General features: G+C 41.7%; 13 protein-coding genes. 8 read left to right on the top strand and 5 right to left on the bottom strand.

The window, feature by feature from the left end; all coding sequences use genetic code 11:
* Nucleotides 1-13: 13 nt before the first annotated feature.
* Genes hisG through hisB form a run of 4 tightly spaced genes read left to right on the top strand, consistent with a single transcriptional unit; the run spans nucleotide 14 to nucleotide 4,377 of the window.
* The gene (hisG, locus tag AB9N12_RS01165) at nucleotides 14-865 is read left to right on the top strand and encodes an ATP phosphoribosyltransferase (RefSeq protein WP_369889109.1); all 852 of its coding nucleotides are present in this window, start codon (nucleotides 14-16) and stop codon (nucleotides 863-865) included.
* Nucleotides 866-902: 37 nt separating this feature from the next.
* Nucleotides 903-2,192, top strand: coding sequence for a histidinol dehydrogenase (hisD, locus tag AB9N12_RS01160; RefSeq protein WP_369889108.1), 1,290 nt, complete (start codon nucleotides 903-905; stop codon nucleotides 2,190-2,192).
* Between the two features lie 16 nt (nucleotides 2,193-2,208).
* Nucleotides 2,209-3,249: a histidinol-phosphate transaminase gene (hisC, locus tag AB9N12_RS01155; protein ID WP_369889107.1), complete on the top strand. Its 1,041-nt coding sequence runs from the start codon at nucleotides 2,209-2,211 to the stop codon at nucleotides 3,247-3,249.
* A 3-nt stretch (nucleotides 3,250-3,252) separates the two neighbouring features.
* On the top strand, nucleotides 3,253-4,377 hold the full coding sequence (gene hisB / locus AB9N12_RS01150) for a bifunctional histidinol-phosphatase/imidazoleglycerol-phosphate dehydratase HisB (protein ID WP_369889106.1): 1,125 nt from the start codon (nucleotides 3,253-3,255) through the stop codon (nucleotides 4,375-4,377).
* A gap of 91 nt (nucleotides 4,378-4,468) precedes the next feature.
* Here the strand turns inward: hisB and AB9N12_RS01145 are convergent, their stop codons facing one another.
* Nucleotides 4,469-6,394 carry an NAD(+) synthase gene (locus AB9N12_RS01145; RefSeq protein WP_369889105.1) on the bottom strand — a complete coding sequence of 642 codons (1,926 nt, stop codon included), beginning with the start codon at nucleotides 6,392-6,394 and terminating at the stop codon, nucleotides 4,469-4,471.
* Nucleotides 6,395-6,580: 186 nt separating this feature from the next.
* Between AB9N12_RS01145 and AB9N12_RS01140 the strand changes: the two genes are divergently transcribed.
* From AB9N12_RS01140 to AB9N12_RS01125, 4 genes are all read left to right on the top strand, one after another.
* Nucleotides 6,581-7,732 carry an IS4 family transposase gene (locus AB9N12_RS01140; RefSeq protein WP_369888970.1) on the top strand — a complete coding sequence of 384 codons (1,152 nt, stop codon included), beginning with the start codon at nucleotides 6,581-6,583 and terminating at the stop codon, nucleotides 7,730-7,732.
* 222 nt (nucleotides 7,733-7,954) lie between these two features.
* Nucleotides 7,955-8,383 (top strand): Fur family transcriptional regulator, encoded by a 429-nt coding sequence (locus tag AB9N12_RS01135; protein WP_369892778.1) that lies wholly within the window; start codon nucleotides 7,955-7,957, stop codon nucleotides 8,381-8,383.
* Nucleotides 8,384-8,405: 22 nt separating this feature from the next.
* Nucleotides 8,406-8,966 carry an NADH peroxidase gene (locus AB9N12_RS01130; RefSeq protein ID WP_369889104.1) on the top strand — a complete coding sequence of 187 codons (561 nt, stop codon included), beginning with the start codon at nucleotides 8,406-8,408 and terminating at the stop codon, nucleotides 8,964-8,966.
* Between the two features lie 96 nt (nucleotides 8,967-9,062).
* Complete coding sequence (locus tag AB9N12_RS01125) at nucleotides 9,063-9,698, top strand: SagB/ThcOx family dehydrogenase (RefSeq protein WP_369889103.1); 636 nt, start codon at nucleotides 9,063-9,065, stop codon at nucleotides 9,696-9,698.
* Nucleotides 9,699-9,718: 20 nt separating this feature from the next.
* Here the strand turns inward: AB9N12_RS01125 and AB9N12_RS01120 are convergent, their stop codons facing one another.
* From AB9N12_RS01120 to AB9N12_RS01105, 4 genes are all read right to left on the bottom strand, one after another.
* The gene (locus AB9N12_RS01120; RefSeq protein ID WP_369889102.1) at nucleotides 9,719-10,183 is read right to left on the bottom strand and encodes a thioredoxin domain-containing protein; all 465 of its coding nucleotides are present in this window, start codon (nucleotides 10,181-10,183) and stop codon (nucleotides 9,719-9,721) included.
* Nucleotides 10,184-10,200: 17 nt separating this feature from the next.
* Nucleotides 10,201-10,500 (bottom strand): thioredoxin, encoded by a 300-nt coding sequence (trxA, locus tag AB9N12_RS01115; protein WP_004306008.1) that lies wholly within the window; start codon nucleotides 10,498-10,500, stop codon nucleotides 10,201-10,203.
* A 195-nt stretch (nucleotides 10,501-10,695) separates the two neighbouring features.
* On the bottom strand, nucleotides 10,696-12,855 hold the full coding sequence (locus tag AB9N12_RS01110; protein ID WP_369889101.1) for a S46 family peptidase: 2,160 nt from the start codon (nucleotides 12,853-12,855) through the stop codon (nucleotides 10,696-10,698).
* A complete protein-coding gene (locus AB9N12_RS01105) occupies nucleotides 12,856-15,015 on the bottom strand; it encodes a S46 family peptidase (RefSeq protein ID WP_369889100.1) in 2,160 nt (719 codons plus the stop codon).
* Nucleotides 15,016-15,027 lie beyond the last annotated feature (12 nt).

Here is a 15,027-nt window from a genome sequence, read left to right as displayed (position 1 = left end):
ATAAAATAAAGTCATGTTAAGAATCGCAGTACAAGCCAAAGGACGTCTCTTTGAAGAGACAATGGCACTTTTAGAAGAGTCAGATATCAAGTTAAGCACCACGAAACGTACCTTATTGGTACAGTCTTCCAATTTTCCTATTGAAGTTCTATTCCTTCGTGATGACGATATTCCGCAGACAGTGGCTACTGGTGTAGCAGACTTGGGAATTGTAGGCGAAAACGAATTTATCGAAAAGGAAGAAGATGCGGAAATTATCAAACGTTTGGGATTTAGTAAATGCCGCCTTTCACTGGCTATGCCGAAGGATGTTGAATATCCCGGTTTGTCGTGGTTTAACGGTAAGAAGATTGCTACTTCCTATCCGGTTATTCTTCGTAACTTCCTGAAGGAAAATGGTGTAAATGCTGAAATTCACGTGATTACCGGTTCTGTAGAAGTATCTCCGGGAATTGGATTGGCTGATGCTATTTTCGATATTGTAAGCTCCGGTTCTACATTGGTAAGTAACCGTTTGAAAGAAGTGGAAGTTGTAATGAAGTCAGAAGCATTGCTGATTGGCAACAAGAAGATGAACGACGAGAAAAAAGAAGTGCTCGAAGAGCTGCTGTTTCGCATGAATGCAGTAAAAACAGCCGAAGATAAAAAATATGTTTTGATGAATGCTCCGAAAGATAAACTGAAAGAAATCATTGCTGTATTGCCGGGCATGAAGAGTCCCACGGTGATGCCACTGGCACAGGAAGGTTGGTGTTCTGTTCATACAGTACTTGATGAGAAACGTTTCTGGGAAATCATTGGAAAACTGAAAGGACTGGGAGCAGAAGGTATTTTGGTACTGCCGATTGAAAAGATGATTGTATAGATAGGTACGGAAATCCATTTCTAATAAAATATGAACCATGAAATTGATTAAATATCCCTCAAAAGAGCAATGGACGGAACTATTGAAACGTCCGGCACTAAATACGGAAAGTTTGTTCGATACTGTTCGTTCTATTATAAATAAGGTAAGGACAGAAGGTGACAAAGCAGTACTGGAATATGAGGCAGCTTTTGATAAGGTAATCTTGTCTGCACTTGCTGTAACTCCTGAAGAGATGCAGGTTGCCGGAACATTAGTAAGCGATGAACTGAAATCTGCCATCTCCCTGGCAAAACGGAATATTGAAACATTCCATGCTTCCCAACGCTTTGTCGGAAAGAAGGTAGAAACAATGAACGGTGTGACTTGCTGGCAAAAATCGGTGGGAATCGAAAAGGTCGGGTTATATATTCCGGGTGGAACAGCACCGCTGTTCTCTACTGTATTAATGTTGGCTGTTCCGGCTAAAATTGCAGGATGTAAGGAAATCGTTCTTTGTACTCCTCCCGATAAAAACGGGAATATTCATCCGGCTATCCTTTTTGCCGCGCAACTGGCTGGTGTCAGCAAAATATTCAAGGCGGGTGGGGTGCAAGCTATTGCCGCTATGGCTTATGGAACAGAGAGTGTACCTAAAGTGTATAAGATATTTGGTCCCGGTAACCAATATGTGACAGCTGCCAAACAATTGGTGAGCCTGCGTGATGTGGCTATCGATATGCCTGCCGGCCCTTCTGAAGTGGAAGTTCTGGCCGATGCCTCTGCCAATCCGGTTTTTGTGGCAGCAGATCTTTTGTCACAGGCAGAACACGGAATAGATAGTCAGGCTATATTGATTACCACTTCCGAGAAACTTCAGACAGAGGTGATGGCAGAAGTGGAGCGTCAATTAGCAAAACTTCCCCGTCGTGAAATTGCAGCGAAATCATTGGAAAATAGTAAATTGATTTTAGTGAAGGAGCTGAATGAAGCATTGGAATTGACAAACGCGTATGCTCCGGAACATTTAATTATAGAAATGGAAAACTATATGGAAGTGGCCGAACATGTGATAAATGCAGGTTCTGTCTTCTTAGGTTCATTAACTCCCGAAAGTGCCGGCGACTATGCTTCCGGAACGAATCACACGCTGCCGACCAACGGTTATGCCAAAGCCTATAGCGGTGTAAGTTTGGATAGTTTTATCCGTAAGATTACATTTCAGGAAATTCTTCCGGAAGGGATAAAAGCGATCGGTCCTGCTATAGAAGAAATGGCAGCTAATGAACAGCTGGACGCACATAAAAATGCTGTTACAGTTCGCCTCCAAACAATTCAAAATTCATAATTTAAAACATAAAGAAGTGAAAACGTTGCAAGAACTAACTCGGCCGAATATCTGGAAATTAAAACCCTATTCTTCGGCGCGAGATGAATATAAAGGAGTTACAGCCTCTGTTTTTCTGGATGCGAACGAGAACCCCTACAATACGCCTCATAACCGCTATCCGGATCCTATGCAGTGTGAACTGAAGACGCTGTTGTCGAAAATCAAAAAAGTATCTCCCGAGCATATTTTTCTTGGAAACGGTAGCGATGAAGCTATCGACTTGGTTTTTCGTGCATTCTGCGAACCGGGAAAAGATAATGTCGTAGCCATCGATCCTACTTATGGAATGTATCAGGTTTGTGCCGATGTGAACGATGTGGAATATCGGAAAGTATTGCTGGATGATGACTTCCAGCTCTCTGCCGACAAATTGCTGGCGGCTACCGATGAACATACCAAACTTATTTTCCTTTGCTCGCCTAATAACCCGACAGGAAATGATTTGCTCCGTTCTGAAATTGAAAAGGTACTTTGTCGGTTCGAAGGATTGGTGATGCTGGATGAAGCTTATAATGATTTTTCCCAGGCTCCTTCTTTCCTTGAAGAGTTGGATAAATATCCTAACCTTGTCGTATTCCAAACATTCTCCAAGGCTTGGGGATGTGCTGCTATTCGTTTGGGAATGGCTTTTGCTTCCAAAGAAATTATAGGTATCCTTAGCAAAATCAAATATCCCTATAATGTCAATCAGTTGACTCAACAACAGGCTATTTCTATGTTGTACAAGCATTATGAGATAGAACGTTGGGTGAAAACATTGAAGGAAGAGCGTGATTATCTGGAAGCGGAATTTGAAAAACTTCCATGTACCATCAAACTGTTTCCTTCTGATGCCAACTTCTTTTTGGCTAAAGTGACAGATGCTGTGAACATCTACAACTATTTGGTCGGTGAAGGAATCATTGTGCGTAATCGTCATCACATTTCACTTTGTTGCAACTGTTTGCGTGTGACTGTCGGTACCCGTGTAGAAAATAATTCCTTATTGACGGCTCTTAAAAACTATCAAGGATAATGTATGAAGAAGAAAGTATTATTTATCGATAGAGATGGTACGTTGGTAATCGAACCTCCCGTTGATTATCAGCTGGATTCATTGGAAAAACTGGAATTCTATCCGAAGGTGTTCCGTAATTTGGGTTTTATCCGTAGTAAACTTGACTTTGAATTTGTGATGGTTACCAATCAGGACGGATTGGGTACATCCTCTTTTCCGGAAGAGACATTCTGGCCTGCTCATAATCTGATGCTTAAAACATTGGCGGGAGAGGGGATTACTTTTGACGAAATTCTGATAGACCGTAGTTTTCCTGAAGATAATGCGCTTACTCGTAAGCCGCGTACGGGAATGTTGACGAAATTTTTAAATAGTCCTGATTATGATCTTGCCGGAAGTTTTGTGATAGGTGATCGCCCTACGGATGTGGAACTTGCCCAAAATCTGGGCTGCCGGGCAATTTATTTGCAAGACTCAACCAAAGCTTTGAAAGAAAAAGGATTAGAAGAAGTCTGTGCCCTTGCAACTACTGACTGGGACCGGATAGCCGAATTCCTTTTTGCCGGAGAACGGAAAGCGGAAGTACGCCGGACTACAAAAGAAACAGATATTTATGTTGCTTTGAATCTCGATGGAAATGGTATCTGTGACATATCTACCGGTCTTGGCTTTTTCGATCATATGCTTGAGCAGATTGGAAAGCATTCCGGCATGGACCTGACTATCCGTGTAAAGGGCGATTTGGAAGTAGATGAGCATCATACGATCGAAGATACCGCTATTGCCTTAGGTGAATGTATTTATCAGGCTTTAGGGAGCAAACGGGGGATTGAACGTTATGGCTATGCCTTGCCGATGGATGATTGTCTTTGTCAGGTTTGCCTGGACTTCGGCGGTCGTCCCTGGCTGGTTTGGGATGCTGAATTCAAGCGTGAAAAAATAGGAGAGATGCCAACAGAAATGTTCCTTCATTTCTTTAAGTCACTAAGTGACGCGGCAAAGATGAATTTGAACATCAAAGCGGAAGGACAGAATGAACATCATAAGATAGAAGGCGTTTTTAAAGCCCTTGCCCGTGCTTTGAAAATGGCTATCAAAAGAGATATCTATCATTTTGAACTTCCATCCAGTAAGGGTATTCTTTAATGGTTTAGTTTGTGCCACCGTGATGTCACAACTGTGCCACTGCGATGTCACAGTTATGCCATCACGGTGGCACAGTTTATCGATAGGACTCTTATAATGCCTCTATTTCTTTAAGCCACATCGTTGAACTGATATCGCTGGGCATTCTCCAGTCTCCTCTCGGGCTGATAGAAATGCTTCCTACCTTAGGACCGTCCGGCAAGCAAGAACGCTTGAATTGTTGATTAAAGAAACGACGGAAGAAGGTAGAGAGCCATTTCTTGATGGTTTCTTCATCATATATATCTTTAAATGCGATATTTGCCAGATAGAAAATTTTGGATGGGCGGAAACCACAACGTAAGAAATAATAAAGGAAGAAATCATGCAGCTCATAAGGACCTACCAAATCTTCAGTTTTTTGTTTAATCTCTCCGTTTTCATCTGCAGGAATCAGTTCCGGACTGATGGGAGTATCTACTATATCAAGTAAAGTCGCTTTTGATTTTTCATCCATACCGTTTTCCGCTACCCATTGTACCAAGTACTTCACCAGAGTTTTCGGTACACTTGCATTTACTCCGTACATCGACATGTGATCGCCATTGTAGGTTGCCCATCCCAGTGCAAGTTCTGATAAATCTCCTGTGCCAATAACCATTCCCCAAGTTTGATTGGCTACATCCATCAATATTTGTGTACGTTCCCGTGCCTGTGAATTCTCGTATGTTACATCGTGTACATTTATATCATGGTTTATATCTTTAAAATGCTGGATGCAGGCCTCTTGTATACTGATTTCACGAATTGAAATACCTAGCGATTTCATCAGATCAATAGCATTGTGATATGTACGATCTGTTGTTCCGAATCCCGGCATTGTAATCCCGAGGATATCTTTTCGTGATAATCCCAACTTATCAAAAGTCTTCACGCAAACAAGTAGTGCCAGTGTTGAATCCAGTCCACCGGAAATACCGATTACGGCAGTTTTGGCTCCGGTATGAACCAACCTTTGTGCCAATCCGGCTATCTGAATGGAGAATACTTCCTTACAATGTTCATTCAGTTCTGCTCCCTGTGGTACGAAAGGATGAGAGTTGAATTTCCGGGTTAATGTCAGTTCTTTACTGTGAATAAGTTCCGTTGCGATAGAATATGCTTTCATATCTCCCAAGTTTGCCTGATTAGCGGCAAAAGTGGTATTTGTTCTACGTTCAGCCCGGATACGTTCAACATCTATTTCACTGATGATCAGTTGTTCTTTCATACTGAAACGTTCACTGCGAGCAAGAAGTGAACCGTTTTCATAAATCAGTCCGTTACCGGCAAAAACGACATCTGTAGTGGACTCTCCGAAGCCACAGGATGAGAATACATATCCGGCAATACAACGTGCAGATTGCTGGCTGATAAGAGAGCAGAGATAATTGTTTTTTCCAATGCCTTCATTGTCTGCAGACATATTGAAAATAATTTCTGCTCCTTGTAATGCCAGCGAAGAACTGGGCGGTATGGTAGACCAAAGATCTTCGCATATTTCGATGCCAAAAGTCGTATCTGAAGTTTCAAAAAGCAAATTGGCACCTATGGGAACAAACTGTCCGCACAAGCGCACATTATTTGTTGTCAGCTGAAGAGCCGAGGTGAACCAACGTTGTTCGTAGAACTCTTTATAATTTGGCAGATATGTTTTGGCTGCAACTCCCAATACTTTCCCTTTCTGAATTACTACGGCTGCATTGATTACTGTCGAGTTGACTACTACAGGCATACCCACAATTGAAATGATATCTAATTGACGGGTATTGTTCAGAATTTGCATCAGACCCATTTCAGCTTCTTCCAGTAGAAGCTGTTGTCCGAACAGGTCGCCACAAGTATATCCGGTGATGCTCATTTCCGGGAAAACAATGATCTGCACCCCTTTTCCTTCGGCTATTGCAATCAGATTTTCTATCTTTTCTACATTGAATTTGCAGTCTGCCACTTTTACGTGTGGCACAGCTGCAGCTACTTTCACAAATCCGTAGTTCATCTTATACTTTCATTATATAATGGGTGCAAAAATAGCGAATTGTTTTGAATTAAGTTGAATTGGCAGGCTTATTTGAATAAACATATTCAATATTGTCCTAAATAAATTGGGAGAACAAATAAAAAGGAAGTAGAACTAAGGTAAAATGACTACCTTAGTAGCGAGCCACCAACTCATCTACTTCCTATGGCAAATATAACACTTTTCGCACAGGTAATATCACATCTCCCGAAAGAAAATATCAGGAAAATCATAAAATCTTCGGGGTCAGACAAGCATTGTAAGGGCTACAATACATGGAGTCAGTTTGTTAGCATGATTTTCAGCCAATTCTCAGGATGTGATTCAGTCAGAGATATCTCAAACGGGCTGAAATCAGCCACCGGCAACCTCAATCATTTGGGAATCAACCGTGCACCATCCAAGTCAACGGTAGCATATCAGAACGCCAACCGAGACAGTTCGGTTTTTCGCGGCATATTCTACTCGTTGTTTCAGTATTTCGGACAGCAAGCCCTATGGCAACGAAGAAAGTTCCGTTTCAAGATGCCGATAAAACTGCTCGACTCCACATTGGTGTCATTGACTCTGTCAATATATGACTGGGCACATTACACTACCACCAAGGGGGCGGTCAAGATGCACACGCTATTGGACTATGACAGTCTTTTGCCGGAGTTCGTGAATATCACCGATGGCAAAACCACCGACAACAAAGCTGCTTTTGATATTGAGTTACATCCGTATAGTATTGTAGTAGCCGACCGAGGCTACTGTGACTACTCATTGCTGAATAATTGGGACAGCAGCAACGTGTTCTTTGTAGTGCGTCATAAAGACAATATCCGGTACAAAGCCATAGAGGAGTTGCCTTTGCCTGAAAAACACGCTCAGAATGTACTTATTGACGAAATAATCGAGTTCGAACTCTCGGCGGCCAAATCCAAATATCCCAAACGTTTACGTCGCATCGCAGTATGGAACGATGAACACGGTTTTGAAATTGAGTTACTCACAAACAACTTCACATTGGCAGCATCAAGCATAGCGGCTCTGTACAAGGCTCGGTGGAACATAGAAATCTTCTTTCGCAACCTCAAGCAACTGCTACGCATCAAGAGCTTTATCGGCACATCCCGCAATGCCGTAGAGACCCAAATATGGACTGCTATGACTACAATGCTGATTCTGACATGGCTAAAGCACATCGCAAGATACAAATGGGCATTGGCTAACCTTGTGGTCACGCTCCGGCTGAACACATTTACCAAAATCGACCTCCAAAAATGGCTTGATCAACCATTTACACCACCTCCCGAAACCATCGAAAACGATTAGGGGGGATTGATTTTGAACTCTCGAGGCTATACTTAACAGTATAGTCAGTTAGCTCATGCTCAAAATTTATTTAGGACAATATTGAAACATATTCTAAAGATATGGGTTTTTATTTTGTGATATATAAAAAACAAAGATTTATTTGGAAGTAAAACAAAGACTTTTTATCTTTGCATTGAATTGATATTTGTAATAAATACAAATATGTAATAGCAGAGGATGATGAAACCATACGAACGATTATTAGAGCATCATATCAAGCCTTCTATGCAGCGTATCGCTATCATGGAATATCTGATGGATAATCCGATTCATCCATCGGCTGACGATATCTATACTGCATTATCTCCATCGATGCCGACACTTTCAAAAACTACGGTTTATAATACATTGAAATTGTTTTCGGAACAAGGAGCGGCCTTGATGCTTACGATTGATGAGAAGAATGCGAATTTTGATGCAGATACTTCCCTACATTCTCATTTTCTGTGTAAGCGTTGTGGACACATTTATGATCTGAAATGTCCGGAAGCTATAAAAACAGTGGAGACTGTAGACATGGATGGTCATCAGGTATCGGAAGTTCATTATTATTATAAAGGTATTTGCAAGACTTGTTTAAGTAAAGATAGAGAAATACGTATTGATTAATTAATTTAAAATTGAGACGAAAATGAAAAAATTTAGATGTACTGTATGTGGTTACGTTTATGAAGGTGACGCAGCTCCTGAAAAATGTCCGTTGTGTAAAGCTCCTGCCAGCAAATTCGTAGAAGTTGTTGAGGTAGAAGGTGGAGCATTGTCTTTTGCAGACGAACATGTTGTTGGTGTTGCAAAAGGTTGTGACGAAGAAATGATTAAGGACTTGAACAATCACTTCATGGGAGAATGCACTGAAGTTGGTATGTATCTGGCTATGAGCCGTCAGGCAGACCGTGAAGGTTATCCTGAAGTAGCTGAGGCTTTCAAACGTTACGCTTGGGAAGAAGCTGAACATGCTGCTAAGTTTGCAGAATTGTTGGGCGATTGCGTGTGGGATACTAAAACAAACCTGCAGAAACGTAAAGATGCTGAACAAGGTGCATGTGAAGATAAAAAGCGTATCGCCACTCGTGCTAAAGCTCTGAATCTGGATGCTATCCATGATACTGTACACGAAATGTGCAAAGACGAAGCTCGTCACGGTAAAGGTTTTGAAGGATTGTACAATCGTTATTTCGGTGATAAGAAATAAGTAAGCCTAATAAATTCTTAAAAGGTCTGTATTCATTGCGGAATACAGACCTTTTTTATATATATTTGTGCCTGTCAACTTTTAAATACCACAGTTATGAGAAAAGTACAACTATTGTTAGTTTGTTTAATTCTTTCGGCTGCTGCTTTTGCTGCTGATCAAGTGATTAAATTGCCAAAGCCTAATTTAAACCGTATCGGTGCGGTGATGAAGGCATTGTCTGAACGACATTCGACCCGCGAGTATGCTTCTAAGCCATTGAGTTTGTCGGATCTGTCTGATTTGTTGTGGGCCGCTAATGGGATAAACCGTAAGGAATCCGGAAAGAGAACAGCTCCATCGGCATTGAATAAGCAGGATGTGGATGTATATGTAGTACTACCTGAAGGGAGTTATCTGTATGATGCTAAAAAACATCAGTTGACTTTGGTTGCTGAAGGAGATTATCGTGGAGCAGTAGCCGGTGGACAGGCATTTGTGAAGACTGCTCCAGTATCTTTGGTGTTAATCAGTGATCTTTCGAAGTTTGGAGATGCGAAGAGTGCACGCAGCCAGTTGATGGGAGCGATGGATTCTGGTATCGTTTCTCAAAATATTTCAATATTCTGTTCCGCTGCTAATATGGCAACAGTGCCACGTGCTTCCATGGACAATGAACAATTGAAGAAAGTTTTGAAATTGAGAGATGGTCAAATACTAATGATGAATCATCCTGTGGGATACTTCAAATAAAGATTGGCAAGATTCTCTTCTTACTTCAAGAGAAATTCATCAATTGCTTTTTTGTAAGTTGCCTTGTCTGCAGCTCCACGGAAAAACTGTGGATCTCCTTTCATGGGAATGAATACAAACAATGGAATACTTGTTGTATTAAACAAAGTTGCCAGTTCTTTTTGTTTATCTACATTGACTTTGTAGATGACAATTTTTCCGGCATATTCCTTTGCCAATTCTTTCATGATAGGAGCTGTCTGCCGACATGGTCCGCACCAATCTGCATATAGGTCGATGATGGCGGGCTTATTACCTTTATAATTCCACTCCTTTGATTTCTCATAATCGAAGACGTCTCTCAAAAACATTTCTTTGTCCATTACGACTACTTCACCCTTATCTGCTATCTCTTTTCTACCTTGATTGGCTTTCCTACTGTCATTGAATGCGTATATAATCACGCTTGCCATGACGAGGGCTACCATTACTAATACTTTCTTCATTCGTTATTATTATCTTTTTATGTATAATGCTTCTCGATAACGCCTTGCAGCTCGCTACTATGGATTACGCCGGAATGTCTCCAGACAGCCTCTCCATTCTTGAATAGTATAAAGGTCGGTACGGCTTGTATGCGATATTTAGTAGCCAGGTCTTCATGCTGGTCAACGTCTATCTTTGCAATACGTGCTTTATCTCCCACAATAAGTTTTAGTTCTTCTAAAACTGGTTTCATTGCTTTGCAAGGTCCACACCATTCTGCAAAAAAATCAACTAAAACGGGTACTGGTGACTGTATTAAATCTTCAAATTTTTCCATAATCTTTCCTTTTTTAGGGTTAAAAAGCAGTCTATGAAGACCGCCCATAAATTTTCTATTTTATTATATAACGAAGAAAGGCTTTTTTTGTTCATAAAATAGTAATCCTTCACCTCTCTTTCGTACGGGAATAGGACGTTCGGAAGAGAAGTGAAGGAGAAGGAAAAATTATCATTGGTGATGAATAACTCTCATTTATTCAACGATGCTAAGTTCGTTGATGATATGAGAGGCTCCCGCATATTTGTCGATGATAAACAAGGTATAGCGGATGTCGACACAAGCGGCTCGTTGTGATGAAGGACGGAAAGCGATGTCGCCTGTTAAGCCTTCAAAGTTGCGGTCGAAAGCTGTTCCTACTAGCTGACCTTTGCTGTTAAATACCGGGCTGCCGGAGTTTCCTCCTGTATTGTCGGTGTTTACGATAAAGCAGACGGGCATTTCACCGTTTTTGCCATAACGTCCATAATCTTGGGATTTATATAGCTCTTTTAGTTTGGGAGGCACTACGAATTCCCAGTTTCCCTGATCTTCTTTTTCCATCACACCTTTGAGGGTTGTATGAGCATCATACACCACACCGTCAGCCGGTTCATAAGAAAGTACCCGACCATAGGTCAACCGTAAAGTTGAATTGGCATCGGGGTAAATAGGTGTACCTTTTTCCTGTCTCATATCCATCATGCCTTTCACCCAAACTTTATGAGCGGCGTCATAGTTCTGATTGGCTTCCTTCATGGCAATGGCTGTTTTCAGGATTCCGTCAGTAATAGAATATTTGAATAATACCATCCAGTCATATCCTATTTTATACAAACTTGGTTTCTTGATAAACTTCTCAAAATTTTTCCGATTGCCAAAAATAGAATGTTCAAAGCAAGCATCAACGAAGGCATCGATACTTCCTTTGAAACGGGAATTGATGATTTCGAAGATATTGATTCGTTGTTCTGCCGGAATGTAGTTGGCATAAGTTTTCAGCATCTCTTTGGCAACCAGCCGTTCCACGCCAGGGAAAGGGACAGAAGCAAAATATTTTTCAGCTTCTTGCTTCAATTTTAGTTTTGCCTCTTTTATTTGCTCTTTATCTTTCGATTTCAGAGCGGTAACCAGTTCTGTTGTGGAAGGGATACGCATAAAATCAAGGGCGGTGACCAATGCTTCATTGATAGCCTGCTGATGATATAACGCATCGCGTCGTTGAGATACAATAGATCGAATCTCATCAAAAGCTTTCTGATACGAGTCATCTCCTTTCTCATGACCGTGGGCTAATAGTTCTTCTTGTTGTGCACGTTTGGTGTTCAGTACATTGAGACGTATCAGTCCTTCATTCATACCAATGGCATTCTTCCAATAATTGGCTGAAGAAGCATATTTGCTTGCATAATGAATACGTACTGCCGGATCTTTTAGCATTTGTTCCATAAGTACTTTCTGGCGGGCTCCGCGTACATGTTGGCGCATGAAATTGGTCGTTTGCATCCGTTCTTCCACTTCGTCGGCAATCATATACCGCCAGTTACGTCCCGGGAATCCCATGACAAAAGTGAAATCTCCTTCCTGGACTCCGGCGAGGCTGATCTTCAGATGTTTTTTCACTTGCAGAGGAATGTTGTCTTTAGAATATGTTGCCGGTTTTCCATTCTTGTCCGCGTAAATACGGAAGAGGGAAAAGTCGCCTGTGTGACGAGGCCACATCCAGTTGTCGGTATCAGCTCCGAATTTACCGATAGAAGAAGGAGGAGCCCCTACCATACGAATATCACTATACACTGTTTTGATAAACATATAATATTTGTTTCCTCCATAAAAAGCCTTGAGTTCCAGTTTGGTTGCAGGAGTTATTTCTATGTTCTCAGCTTTGGCAAAACGTTCTGCTACCTTGCCAAGATAACTTGGTGATAGATAATTGACCCCATTCGGGTCCGGATCTTTTTTCAGTTGTTCGTTGACGTAATCGGTCACATCGAGAATCCGGTCGATAAAAGTGACAGTCAGTCCCGGAGTAGGGAGTTCCGCATCACGGTTCATAGCCCAGAAACCGTCTGTCAGATAGTCATGTTCTACATTACTATGCTGCTGGATAGCTCCATAACCACAGTGGTGGTTAGTCAGTACCAGTCCTTCGGAAGAGATAATTTCTCCCGTACATCCTCCTCCGAAGTGCACAACAGCGTCTTTTAGAGAAAGACCATTCGCGTTGTATACCTCTTCGATCGGAATTTCGAGACCAAGTTCGCGCATGGCAACAGCGTTCTGTGCTTTCAGATCGGTTAGCATCCACATGCCTTCGTCGGCGTGGATGCTAAGAGTTGCCAGTGAAAATAGGACAAATAGGGTTTGTTTTTTCATTTATTCTACGATTGTCATTTCATTGATCAGGTGTCCGCAGTTTCCTAACTTTTCCAGAATGAACAGGACGTAACGGATATCTAGGTTAATACAACGTTGCAAGTTGTTGTCGAAGTTGATATCACCGCTTAATGATTCCCAGTTGCCATCAAAAGCACAGCCGATCAGTTCTCCGTTTTCATTCAGTACCGGGCTGCCGGAGTTACCACCGGTGATGTCGTTGGTCGACAGGAAGCAGACTGGCATATCACCATTCGGTAAGGCGTAACGGCCATAATCTTTCTTTTCAATCAGTTCCTTCAGTTTGGCAGGTACAACGAATTCACGGTCTTCCGGGTTTTCTTTTTCAAGAATTCCCTTAGTGGTCGTATAGTAGTTATAGTGTACGCCGTCTTTCGGATCATAAGGTTTCACATTACCATAGGTCAGACGAATGGTAAAGTTCGCATCCGGGTAAGAAGGTACAGGCAACTTCATTTCACCCAGACCACGAATATAAGTTTTGTGCAGCAAAGCCAGTTCCTGATCCATATCTTTGAGTTGTGAAGCCAGTGTATCCATCAAGTCGTATTTAGACTGGCAGTATTGCAATGCCAGGTCATTGTCAATCGCTTTCACTGAAGGCTTCTTTGTAAACTTCTCGAAGTTTGTCCGGTTGGCAAAAATAGAGTTGTCATACATATCATCAATGAATTTGTTATAATCGCCTTTATATTTCTGCTCAATAACCTTGTAGATAGAAGGACGTTGGTTTGCCGGAATCATTTCAGCATATAAGGGGAACAAGGCTTTCGCTACCTTGCGGTCTACTTCATGATCGTAATCTTTGTTATGAATGCTTTCATAAGTGCTTTCCAAGGCTTTCATACATGCTGCGATTACAGAATCATTTTTCTCGAGTAATGCTTCGCGTGTTTTAGTCAACATAATATTGCCAAATTCGATCGCTCCGAAGAAAGTCTCTCTCAAACAAGTGTACTGATAGTTGAGAGGGGTTGTCTTAGCTACCAGGGCATCAATGTTCTTCACTACTGCTGCATATTCAGCATTGTTTTGTGCTTTTGCAAACTCCGCGAATCTGGCTTCTTGTGCAGCTTTTGTTCCCAATACATCATTATCGATGATGGCCTTATTCATACCGATGGAGTTTTTCCAATAGTTGCTGGAACCCGCATACTTGTTAGCATACTGAATACGGATTTTGTCGCTGGCATTCATTACCTCTTTCAGAACAGCCAAACGTGCGCCACGAATACGGATACGTGGATCGTTCTCTGATTCCATACGTTCTTTAACTTCTGATACAGTCAGGTAGCGGCTCGTACTTCCGGGGAATCCCATAATCATAGCATAATCTCCCTCTTTTAATCCTTTGATAGAGATAGACAAATGTTTCTTGGTTTTCAATGGGACGTTGCTTTCGCTATATTCTGCCGGTTCACCATTCGCATCGGCGTAGATACGGAACATGGAGAAGTCGCCGGTATGACGCGGCCACATCCAGTTGTCTGTTTCGCCTCCAAACTTACCGATGGAAGAGGGGGGAGCGGCTACCATACGTACATCCGAATATATTTTCTTGTAGAAAAGATAGAATCTATTTCCGGCATAGAACGGAAGAGCCTGTGGGGCAATTCCTTTTTTGCCTGCCAGGTCACTTTTTAAATAAAGATCATGAGCCAGCTTTTGAAGGAATAGATTGCTGAATGATTCGGATTCGGTAATTTCTTTCGCTGCAATCTTGGCATTGACAATATCCGTAATATCTTCGATACGTTCGATAAATGTGAATTTCAACCCCGGAGTAGGGAGCTCTTTGTCTCTGGAAGTAGCCCAGAAACCATCAGTCAGATAATCGTGTTCAACACTACTATGTTGCTGGATGGAGGCATAGCCACAGTGGTGGTTGGTCAGAATCAAACCTTCGGGCGAGATAATTTCTCCGGTACACCCACCGCCGAATATGCCTACAGCATCTTTAAGAGAAATACCACTCGGATTATATAGGTCTTGTGCTTCCAGTTTTAATCCCTGTTTTTTCATCATGTCTATGGAGTGTTGCTGTTGCATCAGTTGCAATAGCCACATACCCTCATCCGCTTTAACGGAAAATACAAAAAGCGCAGTCAGCGCTAATAGATAAAGTCTTAATCTGTTCATTATTAAATAATA

Source organism: Bacteroides sp. AN502(2024) (genome assembly GCF_041227145.1).
Taxonomy (GTDB): domain Bacteria; phylum Bacteroidota; class Bacteroidia; order Bacteroidales; family Bacteroidaceae; genus Bacteroides.
Note: the sequence above shows the minus strand (reverse complement) of the source record. Positions and strands in the feature narration are given on the sequence as shown.